Source organism: Methanobrevibacter sp. TMH8, assembly GCF_020148105.1.
GTDB lineage: Archaea > Methanobacteriota > Methanobacteria > Methanobacteriales > Methanobacteriaceae > Methanobinarius.
Genome location: NZ_JAHLZE010000007.1, coordinates 40,090 through 59,658, shown reverse-complemented (window position 1 = coordinate 59,658; position 19,569 = coordinate 40,090). Strand labels below are relative to the sequence as shown.

The following is a 19,569-nucleotide window of genomic DNA, read 5'->3' as shown; positions in this document are numbered from 1 at the left end:
AGTATATTATAATCTAAATTATATTTATATCTAATATATTTATATATAATAATTTATTATACATAGAATATTTTATATATAGAATATTTAATATCACAATATATTATATTAAAATATTATATTATATTAAAATATATTATATCTAAAATATTTAATACAATTAATATCTAAAAAATATCTACAATATAATTTATATCTAAAATTTTTAAATATTATTATATTGATTTTTTGTAGATTTTTTATTAAAATGGAGGAGTTTTTATCCAAAAAAGTAGAAAATTTATAACTATTCTCGTAGCTTTGATTATAGTAATAGCTCTTAGTGTTATTGTTGTATCTTTTGCTTTCTCTGATACTGTAAGACTTGATGTTACATTAGATGGTCAAAATGTTACTGTAAGTCCTATTGCAGTACCTTTTGGCAAAGACATAGGTTCGATGAGTACTGAAATGGAAAATTATACTTATGATCAAATGAATAATGTAGACAGCAATGTAACTACTTTAAAAGAAGGTTTAACTAAAATAGCTAAAAATTATGGCTTTAAAGATATAACTGTTAATGTTAATTCTCAATTTGGTGAAAACACAATGCCAATGGAAGTCGTAGTTGATGGTGTTTCTATGGTTCCAACTTTAAAAGATGGGGAAAATGTTATAATCGAAAAAACAAAAAGTCCTAAAATTGGAGATATAATTGTTGTTAAAGACCCTGAAGAGGTTCTTCTTATTAAAAGACTGGGTAATATTAGTGGGGATCAAATATTCTTATCTAGTGACAATAATGACACTGTAGTTATGAATGTAAATGGTGTTCCAGTTGAAATGATAGCTATTGAAAAATGGACAAATGCATCTAATATTGTTGGTGTAGCTAAAATATTCAATGTTTAGAATAGATTTAGAATTTGGATATTTTATATTATAGCTATTATTCTTAAATAGCTATTATTTTTAGTTTTTTATTATTTTTTATTTAGATTTATATTTTTAATTCTATATTTTTATAATTTTATTTAATTTTATATTTTGTATTATTTTTCTATAATATTTTTTTAAAAAAAATTAATGATTTTAATAAAATGAATTTCAGTCAATTTCAATCAATTTCAGTATTAATGCCATATATAGATTCTATATTGTCTTTATGGATTTTAAATGCATCTTCTTCTGTAAATATCCCTTTGTTTAAAAAATCTAGTGTTCGTTTTGGAACAGTTTTTAGACCAAGCACAGCTCCAGGACGACTAAGTTCATCAAGATAATCAGTTTCCATTAAGAAATTATCTCCTTTAGCTATAGCTTTTTTAATATTATCTTTTCCAGACATAACTGAGGGTGTAAGTCCAAAGTTTTCTTCCTCAAGAATATATGGTCCTGAATAATGTTTAATTAATTTTTTTTTATTGAAATTGATTTCATCTGCAAAAGATGCAAATTCTTTAAATTGCTCTTCTTCAGCTGATTCTGTATGAAGTTGAACTGGACAATCTAATTCTTTAGCTAGTCTAAGGCCATATTTGAGAATTTTGTTTTGGTAATTCATTTCTTCTCCATTCACTTCATAATGGGGTCTACCAATCTCTCCAATTCCTACAGCTTTTTTCTCTTCAACAAGTTTTTTTCCATAATCCAAAGCTTTTTTTACTCTTTTATAGCTATCCTCCAGAGATTTTCCACTTTCGATTAATTTTGAAAATTCAGCTGGATGAACACCAACTACTGGAAAAGCTTTCACCTTTGTATTTTGGGTGATCTCATGACAATAGCTAATAACTAGATCCATAGCTTTTTCAAATTCAAATGTTTCTCCCATAGACCAAGATGGTTTGTTGGGAATAATCATAACTCTACCACCTACATTATAAAATTGTTTAGCTACTTTTACAGGACCAATTCCATTTATATGGTCTACATGTATATGGTTGTCTGTTATTGGAATTTCTAATGGATTAGCTATCATATTATCTTTATTATTCAATTATTTGAATTATTTTATATTATTATTAATTATTTCAACAAATTAATATTAATAATAATTAATTAAATTAATTAATTTTAATAGGATATTTTACTTATAATATAAATTATATATCTATAAATTATATACCCATTCGTTTATTATCATTACTATCTTGTTGATTATATATATTATCAATTATTATTGATAATTTTAATTTTAATAAAAATTATAAAAATTATAAAAATCATAAATAAAAATAATATAAAATTATAAAAATATAAAAATATATTAATAATGAATTCTATAAATAATATAATAATTGAAAATAATTATAATTTTTTTGTTATTTATTAACAATTGGTTAAAAAATGAAAATAAGACTAAATCAAGATCATGCTATAGCTAAGAAAATTGGATTCATTCCGAAATACTTCAAATTAAACTCTAAAGTATATATGGAAAATGAAAAAAAGCTTTATATAGATTATATTGAAGTTACACAAAAAGGAAAGAAATCTTTTAAAAAATTTTTAGAATTAGCTCATAAAGAAGGATTTAAAATATACATCCCTCAAGCTCCTGTTCATTTGAAAAAAATTATTAGGCAGTATCGTCTCCCTTTTGATCTTTGGGTTGCTGAAGACGAGAAATTATGCTTAGATAACTATGCTGTTATCCATTTACATTGGTTAGAGATTCATCCCGATGAAAATGCTGAAGAAAAGTATTATAATGAAATAGAAGACCATTATTAGATGGATTTAATATACTTTGATTCTATTATTTTTTTATTAGATGAATCTAATATACTTTGATTCTATATTTTTTACAATCTATTATTTTTTATTATTTTTTTATTATTTTAAGTTATTACCTAATATCGTGTTTATTTTCACTACAAGGACTATCAATTTCATTTTTATAAGAATTTAAAGTTTGATTTTCATTATCATCTTCATAATTCTCATATCCAATTTTTTCAAGAACTGTTTTTATATCTACTTTAGTTTTAAAACAACCTGCTCTTGAAAGTAAGACTCCTTGTGGTGCAAAATTAGCTAATTTCATCATAGTCAAATTTAAATCTTCATAACAAGCTACTCCAAGTACAGATTTAAATTCATTGTTTTTAACAATTTTTTTAACAAAAGTTGAACCTGGAATAACAAAGACTTTATAACCCATTTTTTCAGCTTTTGGCTTGATTATACCAATTGCACATTTACCACAGCAATCACAAACAAGACCAGTTTCATCTAATATAGCTTCACATTTAGGATTTCTAAGACAATGTGGAAAAACGATTATTTTATCTTTAGGTTCAATATCATTGAACTTCTTTTCATTAACCTTATTTCTAACTTCTACCCCAATATGATCGACCATAGATTCATCAAAACCTAAACTTTTAGCTAATTGTTTAAGTGGTGAGTAGAAAACATCTAATACAAAGATAATTAATCTTGGAAAAATAAGAATATTTTTTTTAAGAAGGGTTCTACCTAAAATAAGAGCCAAGACTAGTAAAATAAATAGCATAATAGCTATTATAATTAATGTCTGACCAAAAATCTGAAATAAAGTTTCAATCATTATATTACACACATTTTTTATTTTTACAATTAAATTGTATTTTTCTAATATGTTATTCTTAAATAATAAGTATAACTATATTATTTTTTATATATTTTTATAGAGTTATTTTGTTTATATAGGTATTATGATTTTTATAATACCTTGTTTTATATTATAATTAATAAATTAATTTATTTTTATTTATATTATTAAAAATAGTATTATTGAGAATTTATAGTTACAATGATTCAATTTTATAATTTTCAATCTCTCTATTAATAGCTAATCCATTCTCTGTTTTGTCTAATTTTAACCCTGATAAACTATCACAAGAACACAAAATATCTTGTTCAGGATGGGTTCCAGGAGTTATATTACAGTCAAGTTGAACTGATTCTCCAATAGAAAGGACTGTTTTCAGCCTTTTTGAACTTGGATGATCTTTTGGAAGAACAATTATTGGAGATTCCATTTCACGTGTAAGATATACAAGAGCTTTAATTGCTTTTTCATATTTTTCTCCAGTTCCAAAAGCTGATACTGCTATTAAATCATCTTTTTCAAGATACATAACAATTTCTTCTTTTTCAGGAGTTCCTATAAAAAGCATCTGATTATTAGCTACCTTTACAACTCCAACAGTTCCAGTATCTCCAATTAAAAATAATATTTCACTTGGTTTAAGATTAATTTCAGTTTTCAATGTTAAATTCCTCTTATGAAACTATATTTCTATAATTAGCTTAAACATTAGATTAAACATTAGTTTAATAATATTAATTTAATAATATTAGCTTAATTATATTAATATTTAATTAATTTAACTATATTAACTTAATTTAACTTAATTATTAAATTAAAATTTGATTCAATAAAATAAATTATATAAAATAATTAAAAGTTGAAATAAAAGTTGAAAAATTAAAAATTTGATAAGTTTATTCTAAACATTCAACATTATCGCTTTGGCATGATGGACAAACTACTCTTTTACCTAATCCTTTAAACTCATTACCGCAATCTAAACAACGGTATCTTTTAGTTTTGAGATTTTTCAGTTTAACATCTGCCATTGGTCCTCCAACAGTACACATAAAATCACCTTTTTTTATTAAATATGGTATATTATATATTGTTCCTAATATTTATTTTTTTCTTATTCTTTTTTTATTCTTTTTTATTTTTTGATTTAAATTTTTCATTTTTCTATTTATTTTTTTATAAAATTTATGATAATCGTTTATGATTACTATATTCATGTAAATTTAATACTATTACTTTTCATATACTCTTCGAAACTCATTAAATATTAAATTTTTCATATTGTTATACATGAATCAAAAAACATTATGGGATAGTATAGAAGAAACACAGACCATTTTTAGAGAAAAAGAGGTTTTTACTATTGAATATATTCCTGAAGTTGTAGATTATCGAAAAAATCAAATTGATAAAATATTATATAATCTTAAAGATAATTTAGATCAACATAAGCGCCCTTATCATATGATTCTTAATGGATCTTATGGGACGGGTAAAACTTTAACAATTAATTATATTTTTTCTCAAGTAGAAAAGAGATATCATCATGTTAAAACAGTTCATGTGAATTGTAAAAATTATAAATCTCAATATCAGATTTATTTAAAGATTTATGAGAAATTATTCAATAAAAAAAGGCGTGTAGATGGGTTATCAACCTTTACTATTCTCAACAATATAATAAAAGAAATTGTTCGAAGAAATATTATTCTGCTAGTTGCTTTAGATGATATCAATTCTGCAAAATCAGATAGGGATCTTAATAATGTTTTATATAATCTTTTAAGAGCTTCTGAAAGTGATAAGAATGCTAAAATTACTGTTTTTTCAGTTACTAATGATGAAGTGGTTTTGTTTCTAGATAGAAATGTTCAAACTGTCTTTAATGGGATTAATGTTAATTTTCCAAATTATAATTATAATGAGATATATAATATTTTATCTGAAAGATGCCACATAGGTTTATATGAAGGTGCAGTATCTGAGAAGACATTAAGTGACCTTGCAAGATACACATATGATCTTGGTGATTTACGTAAAGGCTTTGATGAAATATATAAAGCTGGTTTAAATGCTGAAGAAGAAGGTTCTCATAAAATATTAAAAAGTCATTTTAGCTGATTTTTATTAAGATTATATTTTAAAATTATATCTTAAAGCTTCATTTTTAAATATTTTTTCTTAAAATTATATCTTAAAATTGTATTTTAAAATTTATATTTTAAAAATATTTATTTCATTCTTTATTTTTTATTTTTCATATTTTTATTTGTATATAATAAAATAAATATATTATAAAAAACTAATGTATAACTATATAAGCATTAATAATATTATGAATGAATTTTATATTGAAGATTATAGTATGGGTTTGCTAAATTGATATATGAAACTAATTGAGGTATAATCATGAAAAAAAATATTTTTCCATTTACAGCTATTGTTGGACAAGAGAAAATTAAAAAAGCTCTTATTTTAAATGCCATAAATCCTTCAATTGGAGGGGTTTTGATTAAAGGTGATCGTGGTACTGGTAAAACTACGGCTGTTAGAGCTTTAGCTAATCTTCTTCCAGAGATTGAAGTTGTTGAGGGATGTTCTTTTAATTGTGATGAGGATAGCTATCGTGAATTTGAACTTTATAAGGTTAATGACAAATCAGCTGATGATGATATTCTTATTATTAAAAAACCGATGAGTGTTGTTGAACTTCCTCTTGGTGCTACTGAAGACAGAGTTGTAGGTTCTCTTGATATTGAAAAAGCACTTAAAGAAGGGATAAAAGCTCTTGAACCAGGTTTACTTGCTCAAACTAATCGTAATATCCTTTATATCGATGAAATAAATCTTCTGGATGATAATCTTGTTGATATTTTGTTGGATGCAGCTGCATTTGGAGTAAATACTATTGAAAGAGAAGGGATTTCGATTTCTCACCCGTCCCGTTTTATTCTTGTTGGAACAATGAATCCTGAAGAAGGTGAACTCCGTGGACAGCTATCTGATAGGATTGGGCTTGAAATAGAAGTTGAGGGAATTGGGAATATTGATGATAGGATTCTTATTATGAAAAGAAGAGAAGAATTTGAAATGGATCCTGCTTCTTTCATAGCTAAATTTGATGATGAACAAAAAGAACTTCAAAATAGAATTATTGAAGCTCAAAAATTGTTAAATAATGTAGAAATAGATTCTACTTCTTTGGAGATAATAGCTAGAATAACTCTTGAATTAGGTGCAGAAGGCCATAGAAGTGATATATCTATTTTGAAAACATCTAAAACAATTGCTGCATTTAATAATCATCTCAAAGTAGATGATAATGATCTTGAAGAAGCTATTTCTCTTGTTCTTGGAAATGATAAATTACTTTCTCAAAGGATTCAAAAAATTAAAAAAGATATTGAAAAGAGAGATGAAGAAAATTCCTCTGATTCTTTAGAAGGTATTCAAAACAAAATCGAAGAACAATTACAAGAATCATTACAAAAAAAATTACAAGATATCAATCAAAATACAGATTTTGGATTAGATAAGGAAAAAACAAGTAATAAATCTGATATAGATGATAATAATAGTGAAGATATTGAAGATATTGAGAAAATTGATTTAGGAAACAATAAATCAAAAAAACTTGATTTTGTAAATGATTCTGATTTTAAAATAAAAGATGAATTTGATTCAAAAATTAACCAGGGGGAAAAAATAGAAAATTTCAATGATATTGATATTGAGGGGAAGCTTGATATAAAAAAATATTAATGATTGAAGGTGAAAAAAGAGAAAAACTCTATGGAAGAAGTGTTAATTCTAAAAATAAAAAAGGGAAATATGTTAAAAGTAAATTCTTAAATAAATCATCAGATGATATAGCTATAGATGCAACTTTACGAGCAGCTGCACTAAGGAATGCTTCTAAAGATAATAATATTAATAATATTGAGAATAATAATAACAATATTAATAATAATATTAAGAATAACAATAGCAATATTAATAATTTAGATTTGAATCATCTAAAAGTTGATAAAAATCTAGATAAATCAAAAAAATCATTAAACATTAAAAATGAAGATTTAAGGGAAAAAATAAGAAAACATGGAGCTAAATTATCTATTGCATTGGTTATTGATATGAGTGGATCAATGCTTAGTAGTGAAAAACTCAACAGAATTAAAGCTATATTACATAAAATTATTCTTAATGTTCATATTAACAAGGATAAATTAGCTGTAATAGGATTTAAAGGAAAAGATTCAGAAATTATTATCCCAAATACAAAAAGACCTAGCTCTTTTTTAGACAAACTTAATAATATAACAGTAGGAGGGACTACTCCGATGGCAGCTGGACTTGAAAAAGGGTTGGAAATTTTAAAAAAAGATTGTAAAAAAGAAGAATACATTCCAATGATTATGGTTTTATCTGATGGGGTAACAAATGTAGGTTTAGCTAGATCTAAACTTAATAATGGATTAGCTACAGATTATGGTGCAAATTTAGGAGTTATTAACAATTATAATAATAAAAAACTAATGAACAGCCCCATCAATGATGTTTTAGATGTTGGTGAGGAAATAGCTAAGTATAATATTCACACAGTAATTGTAAATTTTGAAAAAGAAAAAAATAAAGGACGTAGTGTGAATAAAGAGTTAGCCTTTGTAACTAGTGGCAGATTCTATGATCTAGAACAACTAGGTGATATATTAGCTGAGGATATATTTGAAGATGAACCTATTGATAAAGAATCACTTAAATTTGGTTCTTTTAAAAGTGATTTGTCTGATATGGTTCTTGAAAACATTTTAAACTATGAACGTGAGAATATTTAATACTTAATGATTTTTGATACTTTTATTTTTAATATTAGATTTATTATTTATTGTGATTTATTGTGATTGATTTCCATGAAAAAAAATATTTTTCCTTTTACAGCTATTGTTGGTCAAGAAAAGATTAAAAAAGCTCTTATTTTAAATGCCATAAATCCTTCAATCGGTGGAGTTTTGATTAAGGGTGATCGTGGTACTGGTAAAACTACGGGAGTTAGAGCCTTAGCTAATCTTCTTCCTGAGATTGAAGTTGTAGAAGGGGATATATTTAACTCTGATTTAGATAGCTATTATGAATTTAAGCTTTATGAATTTTATGGCAAAAATAAAGGTGATGAGGTTAAACTTATCAAAAAACCAATGAAAGTAATTGAACTTCCTCTTGGTGCTACTGAAGATAGAGTTGTAGGTTCTCTTGATATTGAAAAAGCATTGAATGAAGGAAAAAAAGCATTTGAACCTGGTTTACTTGGTCAAGCTAATGGAAATATTCTTTATATTGATGAGATAAATCTTCTTGATGATAATCTTGTTGATATTTTATTGGATGCTGCTGCATTTGGAGTAAATACTGTTGAAAGGGAAGGGATTTCAATTTCTCATCCGTCTCGCTTTATTCTTGTTGGAACAATGAACCCTGAAGAAGGTGAACTCCGTGGACAATTATCTGATAGAATTGGTTTAAAAATTTCAGTTAATGGAATTACAGATATTGAAGAAAGAATAGAAATAATTAAACGTATTGATGAGTATGAAAAAAATCCAAAAGTTTTTATAGCTAAATATAAGAATCAAGAGGAGAAATTACAAAAAAAGATTATAGATGGGAGAAAACTTCTTCCAACAGTTGGGATTACGGATGATTATATTGAAATAATAGCTAGAATAGTTAGAAATCTCGGGGCTGAAGGTCATAGGAGTGATATAGCTATTTTAAAAACTGCAAAAACAATAGCTGCTTTTAAAGGAAATTGGAAAGTTCAGATGGAAGATTTAAAAGAGGCGATTCTACTTGTTTTAGGGGAAATAAATCAATGTGATAATGAACAAATCAATAATCAAATTCAACAAGCTCAAAATGAAATGAACCAAGAAAATAATTTTGATGAAGAAAATCAAGATCAAGAAGATTATAATGATGATTCTAATTTTGATGAAGAAAATCAAGATCAATTAGATGATTCTGATAATTCCTCAAATTCTGAAGATTCTGGTGAATTTGGTGATAATCAAAGTTATGATGATAATCCTGATGAAAGTAATTATGATCAAGATGAAAATAATACTGATAATGAAGATAATACAAATATTGATAATGAAAATAATGAATCAAGTGAAGATAATCAAATTAATGATGATGAATTAGATGATTTTGAAGATGAAGATGAGAATGAAAATAATGATTATGGGAATGATAATCAACTTCAAGGGGAAGTAAATGATTCTGAAACATCTGATGATGAATATCAAGTGGATTATAATGAAAATGACTCTGAAAAGGAAATAAATGAGTTTGATATGGAAGATCTTGAGAAAGATATTCGTAAAATGCTTGTAATGGAAGGTCGTGAAAAAGAAAAATTCTATGGAAGTCGAGTTGATTCAAAGAGCGAAAAAGGAAAATATATTAAAAGTAAATATTCTCAAAAAGTATCTTCTTCAGATATAGCTGTTGATGCTACTCTCAGAGCTGCTGCAATGCGTTTTAAAAAGAAAGATAATAATACTGATTTTAAAACTAAAGATAATTTAGAAGTTTCAAATAATTCAAATAACTCAAATGGTTTAAAAATCAATATTAAAAATCAAGATATTCGTGAAAAGGTTAGAAAACACAAAGCAAGAGCTAGTGTAGCTATTGTAGTAGATATGAGTGGATCTATGCTTGGTGAAAAGAAAGTTAATAAAATCCGAGCTATTTTAGATAGAATCATTAAGAACATAAATAGGAATCGTGACAAACTATCAGTTATAGGATTCAAAGGTAAAGATTCTGAAATTATTATTCCAAATACAAAACGTCCTAATTCTTTCCTAGATAAATTAGATAAGATTACTGTAGGTGGAACTACTCCTATGGCATCAGGCTTAGAAAAAGCTCTTGAAATATTGAAAACTGAAAAAAGAAAAGGAGAATTTATTCCAATGCTAATTTTACTTTCTGATGGGATGCCTAATGTTGGTTTAAAAGATAGTTATATTAAAAAAAGTACTGGAAGTCCTGTTAATGATGTTTTAGCTGTTGGAGAAGAGTTAGCTGAAAATGATATTTATACTGTTATCATTGATTTTGAGAAAAAACATAAACATGGTAGAAATATAAATATGGAGTTAGCTTTTTTAGCTAATGGTCGTTATTATGATTTAGAAGATGTTTATAATCCGAGTATAGCTATTGATAAGATATTAACATATGAACGTAAAATTTTATGAGTTAATTGTTATTATTCATTTTTCATTTTTTCTATTTTTTATTTTTTTATTTTTTCTAGTTGTATTAACAGTATTCAATTCTTTATTTTATTAATCTATATTTTTTAATTTAACTTCATAGTGGACAATATTTCATCAAAAAGTACTTTATCTTGTTTTTTAAGTTCTTGATCACAATAAAATGTGATGACGTAGGTTTTTGATTGGTTTTTTTGTACTAATATTAAGTATTGCCAATAATCAGCTTTTGTTGTGCTTAATGAGAAAGCTTTTTTATTGTCAACAGTTATATTTTTGGGATGTTTGTATCTTTCTGTTTCTTGTTGTATTTTTAACTCTTCATTAATAGGATAGTCTGAAATGTAAAAAATTATTCCATCATCCCACCTACTAATATATTCTTTTTTAAATAAACTAATTAATTTCTTAAATTGATCATAGTTCCAATAACTAGGATATTGGAAGTAAATTCCACTTTTATTATAAATTTTAATTTTGTCTGTTGTTTTTTTATTGTCATTAAAGATAAGATTGTTTATATTGTTATTTTGGTTATTATTATTATTATTTGTTATATTTTGTGTATTATTATTTGTGAGATTAACTATTGGTTCTTTGTTTGTTTCTCCCTCAATAGTTGTTTTTATATCATTTAATGTAATATAAATTGGTTGAGTGTTTACAGTAGCTACAAATACAGCTAATATACACAAAATTATTATTAATATAATCGATTTATCCATATTAATCTATATTTATTTTATTTTTTATTCTATTTAGATTTTTGTTTTTATATTATTTTAAAAAATAATTATGCTAATTATAAAGAAAATATTTCACTATTTATGGAAGATTATCATTTATTTAAATGATAAAAAAACCAGTTATAAATAATCAATAAGAATATTTTTAATGATATGATTAAATAAATATCAATATTTGTGTTTTAAAAATTAAAATTATTTTTAATATTGATAAAGTATCCTGTGAGTAAAAATTATGATAAATAAATAATAGAGAAAAAAGATGAATAGTGTTATACCATTTATAGTATAAATTTAATATTTTAAAAAGAATATTTTAATAAATTTTTCAGTATTTTAATATCTGTAAAAATCTTTTAATTTCATTTATTTTTTGGTTTTTTAATATATTTTTTCTTCATTTCTGCAAGTTCACCTTCATTGAAAACGTGTTTTTCTTCTAAGAGGAAAAGTTCCTCGATTTTAGAACATTCAAGAATTCTTGATAATTTGTAAGCTAGAAGTAGTGATGGATTATATTTTCCTTTTTCTATCGCACTTATAGTTTGTCTAGTGACTCCCGCCATTTTAGCTAAATCTTTTTGATTTATGCCCATTTCCTTTCTCACATATCTTACAATACTATTCATAGATAAAATCCAACTTTGTTAGTTATTTTTTGTTTTCTATAGAAATGTTTTCATGAATAATTAAATATATTATACCTTATATTAATTATATTTATATTACATTATATTATTTTATTAATGATATTATATTAATGATATAAATAATATATTAAAATTTTTTCTATAAATAACATTATTTAAAATTCATTTTGAAAATATAACTGTTTTATATTTTAATAATAATTAATATTATAATCATATTTAATATATTTTTTCTTAATAATTAAATATAAAATTTAATATTATATATTTTTTTATTTTTTGTTTCAGCTTTACATTTAATTTTTCATTTATTTTAATAATGTATAGTATTTTATACATAATATGGCTGATTGATATATAATATTGAAGGTTGGTGAATATATGTATATTATTTGTCTTTATATTTCAACAAAGATTAATAATTTTTAAAATATGAATATACTATGTTAATATCTAATATTTAAATAATATGGAATTAAAAGGATAATCACTGATAATTTCTTATTTTAATCAAATATAATTAATAGTATATAATTAATATACAATTGAAATAGATAATTCAGAATAGTGAATATTATTAAATTTTGATATGAATAAATAATGGAATTATGCTTAAAAATAAATGAAAAATTTTTATAATTTTAATTTATCTGATAAGAAATAAATTAATAATATAAAATAATATAAAATCAAATGAAGCTTTTTAAAGCTTTTTAAATTAATTATGAACTAATACTCATAAATAAACAAAATGAATGTAAGAAAAATAGAAAAAAAGAAAAATATAAGAAAAAATATAAGAATAAAGTAAATTAAAAAATCGAATTTTTGTAATTTTATTTATAAATTTTTTATAAATTATTTAATTCAACTAATCAAACTTTTAATAATGCTAGTATTCCATTGTTCTGGATATCCAAACATGTAGAAACTTTTGTTATCTTTTGTGAAATAATAAAAGAAATCTTCATTTCCATAATTTAGTTTGATTTTTGTCACTGTAACATTGGCTATTTTTGTTTTATTAGTTTCATTTGGTATAGCTTTACCTGATCTCTCTTTGTATTGGTTTGATACATTTCTAGCTGCTGCAAGTGCATTATCATATGAACTTGTTGTATGAATAACTAAAGATTTATTGGATTTTGTTTCTCCATTGATAACTGTTTCGTCTGTTACTGTAATTGCTGAATCATTATTTTTTATTATATTATATGAATTATTTCCAGCATTAGTTGGCACTGTAAAATCAGTCCCATTTAGATTTTTCGTGATTTTATTTCCATAATTAAGACTTATTACTCCAGCTACAATAATAGCTATAATAATAACAATTATTACAAAGAATATCTTTCTTTTAGTTTCCATAATTATCACTCATTCAATATTATATATTTTAATATTATAATTTGTATAGATTAGATATTATATTTTATATTATTTTATATTATTTTACTAATGAATTAGAGTATTAAATATATATTATAAATTTGTATATCATGTTTAATGTATATTTTGTTTTCTTTTTTGATATTCATATAAATTTTAAAGTATTATATTATTAAATAACTTAATCTTTTTTATAAAATATTTAAAAATCAAAAATCACTAACATAACCTTTTATAACCATTTATAAATATTTATAACTAATATCATTAAGTATTATTAATTATCTATTAAATATCATTAAACATAATTAAATTTATTATATATAAAACTTAAATAATATTGATGAATGAAAAAATGAATCGATTGAAGATAATTGTTTTCCATGCAAATGAATGTGATAAGAAGAAATGCACTGCTTATAAGATGGAAAAACAAAAAAACTGCAGAATTATATATAATCTAAACCAGATCCCTCGTGGAGCTATTATTTTAAATCCTTTTGCAGAAAGAGCAGTTTCTCCTGAAGACAAACACCTTGTTGAAAAACGAGGAGTAGTTGGTCTTGACTGTTCTTGGAATAAAGTTTCTTCTTCAGCTAAATTTTTTTCTCTAACTAAATATCATAGAAGTTTACCATTTATGATAGCTACAAGTCCTGTAAACTATGGAAAACCATGTAAACTATCTACTGTTGAGGCAATAGCAGCTACTCTTTATATCACTGGTTTTAAAGAAGTTGCAAAAGATATTATGAATGGGTTTAAATGGGGTCATACATTTATTGAACTAAATTTTGAACTTCTTGAAGCTTATAGCTCAGCAAAAACCAGTTCTGAAGTTGTAAATATTCAAAATGAATTTTTAAAACAATACGAAGATTAAATTTTTTTCTTATCAATTTTTTTTATTTTTTTTATTTTAGTAATATTTTTACCTTGAATTGTATATGATAAGTTTTTACTAGTACATTGTTTTTATGTATTAGTATTGTTTATTTATATTCTTATTTTTCGTTTTTATGAGAATCTTTATATATTAGTTTTTTTATATATTTCTTTATTTAGTAATAATTATTTAAGAAAAAGTAATTAAATTTATATTAATTATTATATTTTCAATAATAATCTGAACAATTAATGGATTATAGTTTTTGAGTAATGTTTTTAGGTATATGGGTTTGGAGGGATTAGATAATGCTATATAAAAAAATTATTATAATAGTATTTTTATTGGTGTTCTTTTTATGTGTGGTATCTAGTGTTTCGGCTGCTGATCATACTGTGATTGGTTCTACTTTTGAGGATATTCAGGATTCTATTGATGGTTCTGGTAATAATGATCGTATTTTATTGGGTAATAAGACTTATACTGGTAGTGGTAGTCAGATTCGTGTTCTTAATAAAACAAGTATTGTTATTCAGGGTAAATCTGATAGTGAGCATGCGGTTTTAGATGCTCATCATTTAAGTCGTATAATTGGTGTTGATGAGAATTCCACTGTTACTTTTCTATTTATCGATTTTATTAATGGTGATTCTGGTATAGGTGGTGGTTCAGCTATTATTGCTCATGGTACTATAGTTGTTGAGAATTGTAATTTTAGGAATAATTGGGGTGAAAGTGGTGGAGCTATCTTTATTCGACCAGGAGTAGATGATTGTACTTTCATTAATTGTAGTTTTATTAATAATCAAGGTCGTTATGAAGGTGATGATGAGCATGTTGAAGGTGGAGCTATAGATTCACATGGAAATAGAACAATAATTATAGATTGTATCTTTAAAGGAAATAGTGCTTTGACTACTGGTGGTGCTGTTAATCTTGCTCGTGGAACTGGATATCAAGTGATTAATTGTGTTTTTGAAGATAATTATGCGAATTTTGGTGGAGCCATAAGAATAAACATGGGAGAAGTACTAATAGAAAATTGTACCTTTAAAAACAATATTGCCAATGAATCAAATGGTGGAGCAATAGATTCAAGATATGCAGATCTAACAATAAAAAACTCAAACTTCACAGGCAATACTGCAATTTCTAATGGTGGTGCAATCAATGATCTTTCAAACTCTAATCCTGCCTATTTAAATATTATAAATTGTAATTTTATCAATAATAAAGCTACTAATGGTGGAGGAATATATTCACAAAATCCATTAAATATCACGGATTCAAATTTTAATAACAATCGTGCAGACACTGGAAATTCAGGTGGTGTTTACTCAGCTAAAGCAATATTGATCCAAAATTCTAATTTTATTAGTAATACTGGTAGAGGATTAGTTTTAAGTGGTGATGGAACTATTATTTCAGGTAATAATTTCACAGGGAATAGTGAACATGCTATTAGAAGCAATAATCTTCAAAATGCAATAATAAATAATAATAGGGTCATAAACAATGGCGGCACAGGATTATATATCACTGGAAATAGAAATAAGATTTATAGTAACGTTTTCACAGGTAATAATATTGGTGTTAATGTAAATGGTAATTATACTAATTTTACAAATAATGTTGTCAGTAATAGTGATAGCAATGGTTTAGTTTTAACTGGTGTTGAAGCTATTATTTCAGGTAATAATTTCACAGGTAATGTTGAACATGCTATTAGAAGTACTAATCTTCAAAATGGAATAATAAATAATAATAGGGTTATAAATAATGGTGGTACTGGATTATATATTACTGGAAATATGAATAAGATTTATGATAATGTTTTTAATAGTAATAATGTTGGTGTTAATGTAAATGGTAATTATAGTAATTTTACAAGTAATGTTGTTAGTAATAGTGATAGTAATGGTGTAGTTTTAACTGGTTATGGGGTAACTTTTGTTAATAATAATATTTCTAATAATAAAGGTCATGGACTTGTTTTAAATGGAAACAATCCTAATATTAGAAATAATCGTTTTATTGCTAATGGTAATCACGGTATATATAGTCAATTGATGAATAATGCTGCTGTAACTAATAATGTTTTTTTAAATAATGGATTTCATGGTTTTTACTCTACAATACTTAATAATGGAGTTATAACCAATAATATATTTTCTAATAATAAAGGAGCTGGTTTTTATACTAAAGGAAATAATAATAAATTTTTTAGCAATAATTTCACTCTTAATAATGTAGGAATAAATATTATTGGTAATAATACTAATTTTAAAGATAATAATGTAGCATATAATCTTCTTGAAGGAGCAATATTTTTAGGTAACTACGTTTATGTGACATACAATAATTTCACAGGCAATAAAAGGAATGCTGTTGAAATCAAAGGTAAAAATAGTATTTTTGATTATAATAATGTTAAAGGTAATTCAATTAATAGTGCTGGAAATTGTGTAGTTTTAATCACAGGAAATAATGCAAAAGTAAGATATAATAATATTAAAGATAATAATTTTCACGGTATTCATTTATATGGTGATAATTCCCTAGTTTCTTATAATAATTTGTCCAATAATGTTGGAATAGAGCTGATTGTTCAGGGAAACAAAGCAAAAATAACTTATAACAATGTTTTTAATGGTAGGGGTAATGGTATTTACCTTGTGGGAAATAATGGAAATCTTCTCTACAATAAAGTCCATCATAATCAAATAGGAATAAGTATAAAAGGAAATTATAATAAAGTTTATAAAAACACAGCTAATTATAATAAAAAACAAGGACTATACTTCCAAGGCAATAAGTCAAATATCACATATAATAACTTTAATTATAATCTTAGAAATGGTATTAGAGGTGAGGGAAACAAAAACATAGTTAAGAATAATACTATTCTTAATAATTCTAAAAATGGAAAATACTGTGCAGTATACTTTAAAGGAAACTACAACAATTACACATATAATAAAATTTATAATAACTGGTATCATGGATTACATGCTGTTGGAAATTATAATCGTGTTTCTTACACTGTTTTAAAGAATAATAAACACACACAAGGCATTACAGTTGGAAATAAAAATCTTTTATATAATTTAACTGTTTATAATGGTTCTAAATCAGGATTTGGATTATATGGAAACTATAATAAATTACTAAAAAGTAAAATATATAAAAATAGAAATTATGGTCTTGCTGTTAAAGGTAATTATAATCAACTAAATAGAACAATTGTTTATGATAACAAGATAGGAATAGGTGTTAAAGGATCTAAAAACAGATTCCTACAAAACACAATAAAATCCAATAAAATTGGAATATATCACAAAATCGGCAACAAAGATTATTATAACTATAACTACATTGTTAATGAAAAATATAATCTGTATCGTGTAAAAGGAGCTATTAATGCAGAATATAACTGGTGGGGAGAAAACAAAAAAGCAAAAATTAAAAATACCAAAATAAATAACTATGTAGTAGCTTATTTAATTGCTCCAAACATATTAAAACTCAAAAAAGTTCATAAAATTGGTGTCAAATTTAGAGACAATAAAAACAAAAAATTAAAATTATCAATACCTTCTTTAAAAGTTAAATTTCGTTTTGATTGGGCTATAGTCTCACCTACTTATTATAATGTTACAAAAAATATAGCTAAAGCAAAAATAAAAGTAAAACAATATGGATATTATACATTAATAGCTAGAGTTGACAATCAAAATTTGTATAAATATTATATTGGTGATTCCAAAGGTAAATTGTATGATTTGAAAACTTATATTGCTATGGAGTTTAAAAAGCAGGGGATTAAAGCTAATTCTGTGTTGGTTAATAAAGTTTATAAATCTGCTGTTAAAAAAGCAAATAATGAAAAAAATAAAGGTGAATATAAAGCATATAAATCTCTTAGAGCATATTGGTTGGATATAGTGAAAAAAATGCCTGATGGTCCGAGTAAATGGTTAATGGGAATGGTTTTGGTAAATTTCCCTAAATATGACTTTAATCAGTATCTTAAAGCAGGAGGATTAGGGAAAATTATGAGTAATTTTAGGAATTTAGGTCCTTTTGGCATTTTCTTTGATTATTATACAACTGGAAAAATACAAGATGGGTTAAATAAGAATAATGGTGATTTCCTTAAAATGTTAGGAGAATCATATTTAAAATTTTATGGATATAGTAATATAAAAAATAATGATATTAAAAGTCTTTTAAGTATTATTTTTGGTATTGATAAAAATGGAAATATGAGTATATTCGACACATTGTTAAATGTTGGTTTATTGGCTTTAACGATTTTTACTGGTGGAACATCACTTTCTTCTAGAGCAGGAACCTCTGGAGGAAAATTATTAACAAGAATATTTGGAAAATATGCAAAGGATGTTTCTAGATTCTTTTTAAATCTTGGTGGAAATAAGCTTTTGAGTAAGTCTTGGGAGGTTTTGGTTGATGTTTCTAAAGTTCTTAATGGTAATCCTTTGCCTATATTGAAGAGGTTGATTCCTGATAAGGTTTTGACTGAAACTGTAAAACAATTGTATACTGGATTTAAGTTAAGTACTGGTAGTTGGACAACATTTTTATCTCAAGTACTTAAGTATCCTGCTATTAAAAGTTATTTAGGAAATTTTGGGAAAGCTTTAACATTTGGTCTGGGGTTAAATAGTATTTATAATGCTTATGGTAATGTTAAAAAAATTTCTTCCATGATCCCATCTTATTCTACTATTGTTAATGTTACAAATAATGTCAAATCTGTTGTTACAACTTCTATTAAAACTACTGTTAAAAAAGAAGTCACTAGAATAACTATAAAAGCTGTAAATTATTACAAGGGTGCTAAAACGGTTGTAGGTAATTTTATAAAAGGTACTACTGATTTAGGTAATAAAGCAGTTAAGGTGATTAAATCTACGGGTAATGCAGCGTATGGATTCGTCAAATGGGGTCTTGGAAAAATTGGAATTAAAATATAATCATATTTATTTATAATAGATTTCATGATTTAATA

The 19,569-nt window shown here is 24.5% G+C and carries 15 protein-coding genes; 8 read left to right on the top strand and 7 right to left on the bottom strand.

What is annotated here, in order from left to right:
• The first annotated feature begins 300 nt into the window (after positions 1 to 300).
• Positions 301 to 894: a S24/S26 family peptidase gene (locus KQY27_RS01605; protein WP_224424827.1), complete on the top strand. Its 594-nt coding sequence runs from the start codon at positions 301 to 303 to the stop codon at positions 892 to 894.
• Between the two features lie 205 nt (positions 895 to 1,099).
• On the opposite strand, the gene KQY27_RS01600 is transcribed toward KQY27_RS01605, so the two are convergent.
• Complete coding sequence (locus KQY27_RS01600) at positions 1,100 to 1,963, bottom strand: TatD family hydrolase (RefSeq protein ID WP_224424826.1); 864 nt, start codon at positions 1,961 to 1,963, stop codon at positions 1,100 to 1,102.
• 368 nt (positions 1,964 to 2,331) lie between these two features.
• Here KQY27_RS01600 and KQY27_RS01595 point away from each other — a divergent pair, with 368 nt between their 5' ends.
• Positions 2,332 to 2,718 (top strand): hypothetical protein, encoded by a 387-nt coding sequence (locus KQY27_RS01595; RefSeq protein ID WP_224424825.1) that lies wholly within the window; start codon positions 2,332 to 2,334, stop codon positions 2,716 to 2,718.
• Between the two features lie 115 nt (positions 2,719 to 2,833).
• Here the strand turns inward: KQY27_RS01595 and KQY27_RS01590 are convergent, their stop codons facing one another.
• The 3 genes from KQY27_RS01590 to KQY27_RS01580 all read right to left on the bottom strand — a co-directional run bounded on the left by KQY27_RS01590 (position 2,834) and on the right by KQY27_RS01580 (position 4,632).
• Positions 2,834 to 3,556, bottom strand: a complete 723-nt coding sequence (locus tag KQY27_RS01590) for a DUF116 domain-containing protein (RefSeq protein WP_224424824.1) — start codon at positions 3,554 to 3,556, stop codon at positions 2,834 to 2,836.
• A gap of 220 nt (positions 3,557 to 3,776) precedes the next feature.
• Entirely contained in the window at positions 3,777 to 4,241 is a 465-nt protein-coding gene (locus tag KQY27_RS01585; protein WP_224424823.1) for a hypothetical protein, read from the bottom strand.
• A 235-nt stretch (positions 4,242 to 4,476) separates the two neighbouring features.
• Complete coding sequence (locus KQY27_RS01580; protein ID WP_224424822.1) at positions 4,477 to 4,632, bottom strand: hydrogenase maturation nickel metallochaperone HypA; 156 nt, start codon at positions 4,630 to 4,632, stop codon at positions 4,477 to 4,479.
• A 238-nt stretch (positions 4,633 to 4,870) separates the two neighbouring features.
• Between KQY27_RS01580 and KQY27_RS01575 the strand changes: the two genes are divergently transcribed.
• The 4 genes from KQY27_RS01575 to KQY27_RS01560 all read left to right on the top strand — a co-directional run bounded on the left by KQY27_RS01575 (position 4,871) and on the right by KQY27_RS01560 (position 10,848).
• Entirely contained in the window at positions 4,871 to 5,701 is an 831-nt protein-coding gene (locus tag KQY27_RS01575) for an AAA family ATPase (RefSeq protein WP_224424821.1), read from the top strand.
• A 288-nt stretch (positions 5,702 to 5,989) separates the two neighbouring features.
• A complete protein-coding gene (locus KQY27_RS01570) occupies positions 5,990 to 7,342 on the top strand; it encodes an ATP-binding protein (protein WP_224424820.1) in 1,353 nt (450 codons plus the stop codon).
• On the top strand, positions 7,342 to 8,415 hold the full coding sequence (locus KQY27_RS01565; RefSeq protein ID WP_224424819.1) for a VWA domain-containing protein: 1,074 nt from the start codon (positions 7,342 to 7,344) through the stop codon (positions 8,413 to 8,415). Before KQY27_RS01570 ends, KQY27_RS01565 begins: the two co-directional genes overlap by 1 nt.
• A gap of 75 nt (positions 8,416 to 8,490) precedes the next feature.
• Positions 8,491 to 10,848, top strand: a complete 2,358-nt coding sequence (locus KQY27_RS01560) for a VWA domain-containing protein (protein WP_224424818.1) — start codon at positions 8,491 to 8,493, stop codon at positions 10,846 to 10,848.
• 104 nt (positions 10,849 to 10,952) lie between these two features.
• On the opposite strand, the gene KQY27_RS01555 is transcribed toward KQY27_RS01560, so the two are convergent.
• The 3 genes from KQY27_RS01555 to KQY27_RS01545 all read right to left on the bottom strand — a co-directional run bounded on the left by KQY27_RS01555 (position 10,953) and on the right by KQY27_RS01545 (position 13,630).
• Positions 10,953 to 11,591 carry a hypothetical protein gene (locus KQY27_RS01555; RefSeq protein WP_224424817.1) on the bottom strand — a complete coding sequence of 213 codons (639 nt, stop codon included), beginning with the start codon at positions 11,589 to 11,591 and terminating at the stop codon, positions 10,953 to 10,955.
• 383 nt (positions 11,592 to 11,974) lie between these two features.
• Complete coding sequence (locus tag KQY27_RS01550) at positions 11,975 to 12,241, bottom strand: helix-turn-helix transcriptional regulator (RefSeq protein WP_224424816.1); 267 nt, start codon at positions 12,239 to 12,241, stop codon at positions 11,975 to 11,977.
• An 888-nt stretch (positions 12,242 to 13,129) separates the two neighbouring features.
• Complete coding sequence (locus KQY27_RS01545) at positions 13,130 to 13,630, bottom strand: hypothetical protein (RefSeq protein WP_224424815.1); 501 nt, start codon at positions 13,628 to 13,630, stop codon at positions 13,130 to 13,132.
• Between the two features lie 385 nt (positions 13,631 to 14,015).
• Here KQY27_RS01545 and KQY27_RS01540 point away from each other — a divergent pair, with 385 nt between their 5' ends.
• Complete coding sequence (locus tag KQY27_RS01540) at positions 14,016 to 14,534, top strand: DUF367 family protein (protein WP_224424848.1); 519 nt, start codon at positions 14,016 to 14,018, stop codon at positions 14,532 to 14,534.
• Positions 14,535 to 14,845: 311 nt separating this feature from the next.
• Positions 14,846 to 19,534: a right-handed parallel beta-helix repeat-containing protein gene (locus KQY27_RS01535; protein WP_224424814.1), complete on the top strand. Its 4,689-nt coding sequence runs from the start codon at positions 14,846 to 14,848 to the stop codon at positions 19,532 to 19,534.
• Positions 19,535 to 19,569 lie beyond the last annotated feature (35 nt).

Excerpts from the sequence above, each read along its gene's own strand:
- KQY27_RS01535 (WP_224424814.1), top strand. The coding sequence starts at position 14,846 with ATGCTATATAAAAAAATTATTATAATAGTATTTTTATTGGTGTTCTTT.
- KQY27_RS01565 (WP_224424819.1), top strand. The coding sequence starts at position 7,342 with ATGATTGAAGGTGAAAAAAGAGAAAAACTCTATGGAAGAAGTGTTAAT.
- KQY27_RS01555 (WP_224424817.1), bottom strand. The coding sequence starts at position 11,591 with ATGGATAAATCGATTATATTAATAATAATTTTGTGTATATTAGCTGTA.
- KQY27_RS01575 (WP_224424821.1), top strand. The coding sequence starts at position 4,871 with ATGAATCAAAAAACATTATGGGATAGTATAGAAGAAACACAGACCATT.
- KQY27_RS01545 (WP_224424815.1), bottom strand. The coding sequence starts at position 13,630 with ATGGAAACTAAAAGAAAGATATTCTTTGTAATAATTGTTATTATTATA.
- KQY27_RS01560 (WP_224424818.1), top strand. The coding sequence starts at position 8,491 with ATGAAAAAAAATATTTTTCCTTTTACAGCTATTGTTGGTCAAGAAAAG.
- KQY27_RS01600 (WP_224424826.1), bottom strand. The coding sequence starts at position 1,963 with ATGATAGCTAATCCATTAGAAATTCCAATAACAGACAACCATATACAT.
- KQY27_RS01550 (WP_224424816.1), bottom strand. The coding sequence starts at position 12,241 with ATGAATAGTATTGTAAGATATGTGAGAAAGGAAATGGGCATAAATCAA.
- KQY27_RS01570 (WP_224424820.1), top strand. The coding sequence starts at position 5,990 with ATGAAAAAAAATATTTTTCCATTTACAGCTATTGTTGGACAAGAGAAA.
- KQY27_RS01595 (WP_224424825.1), top strand. The coding sequence starts at position 2,332 with ATGAAAATAAGACTAAATCAAGATCATGCTATAGCTAAGAAAATTGGA.
- KQY27_RS01590 (WP_224424824.1), bottom strand. The coding sequence starts at position 3,556 with ATGATTGAAACTTTATTTCAGATTTTTGGTCAGACATTAATTATAATA.
- KQY27_RS01580 (WP_224424822.1), bottom strand. The coding sequence starts at position 4,632 with ATGTGTACTGTTGGAGGACCAATGGCAGATGTTAAACTGAAAAATCTC.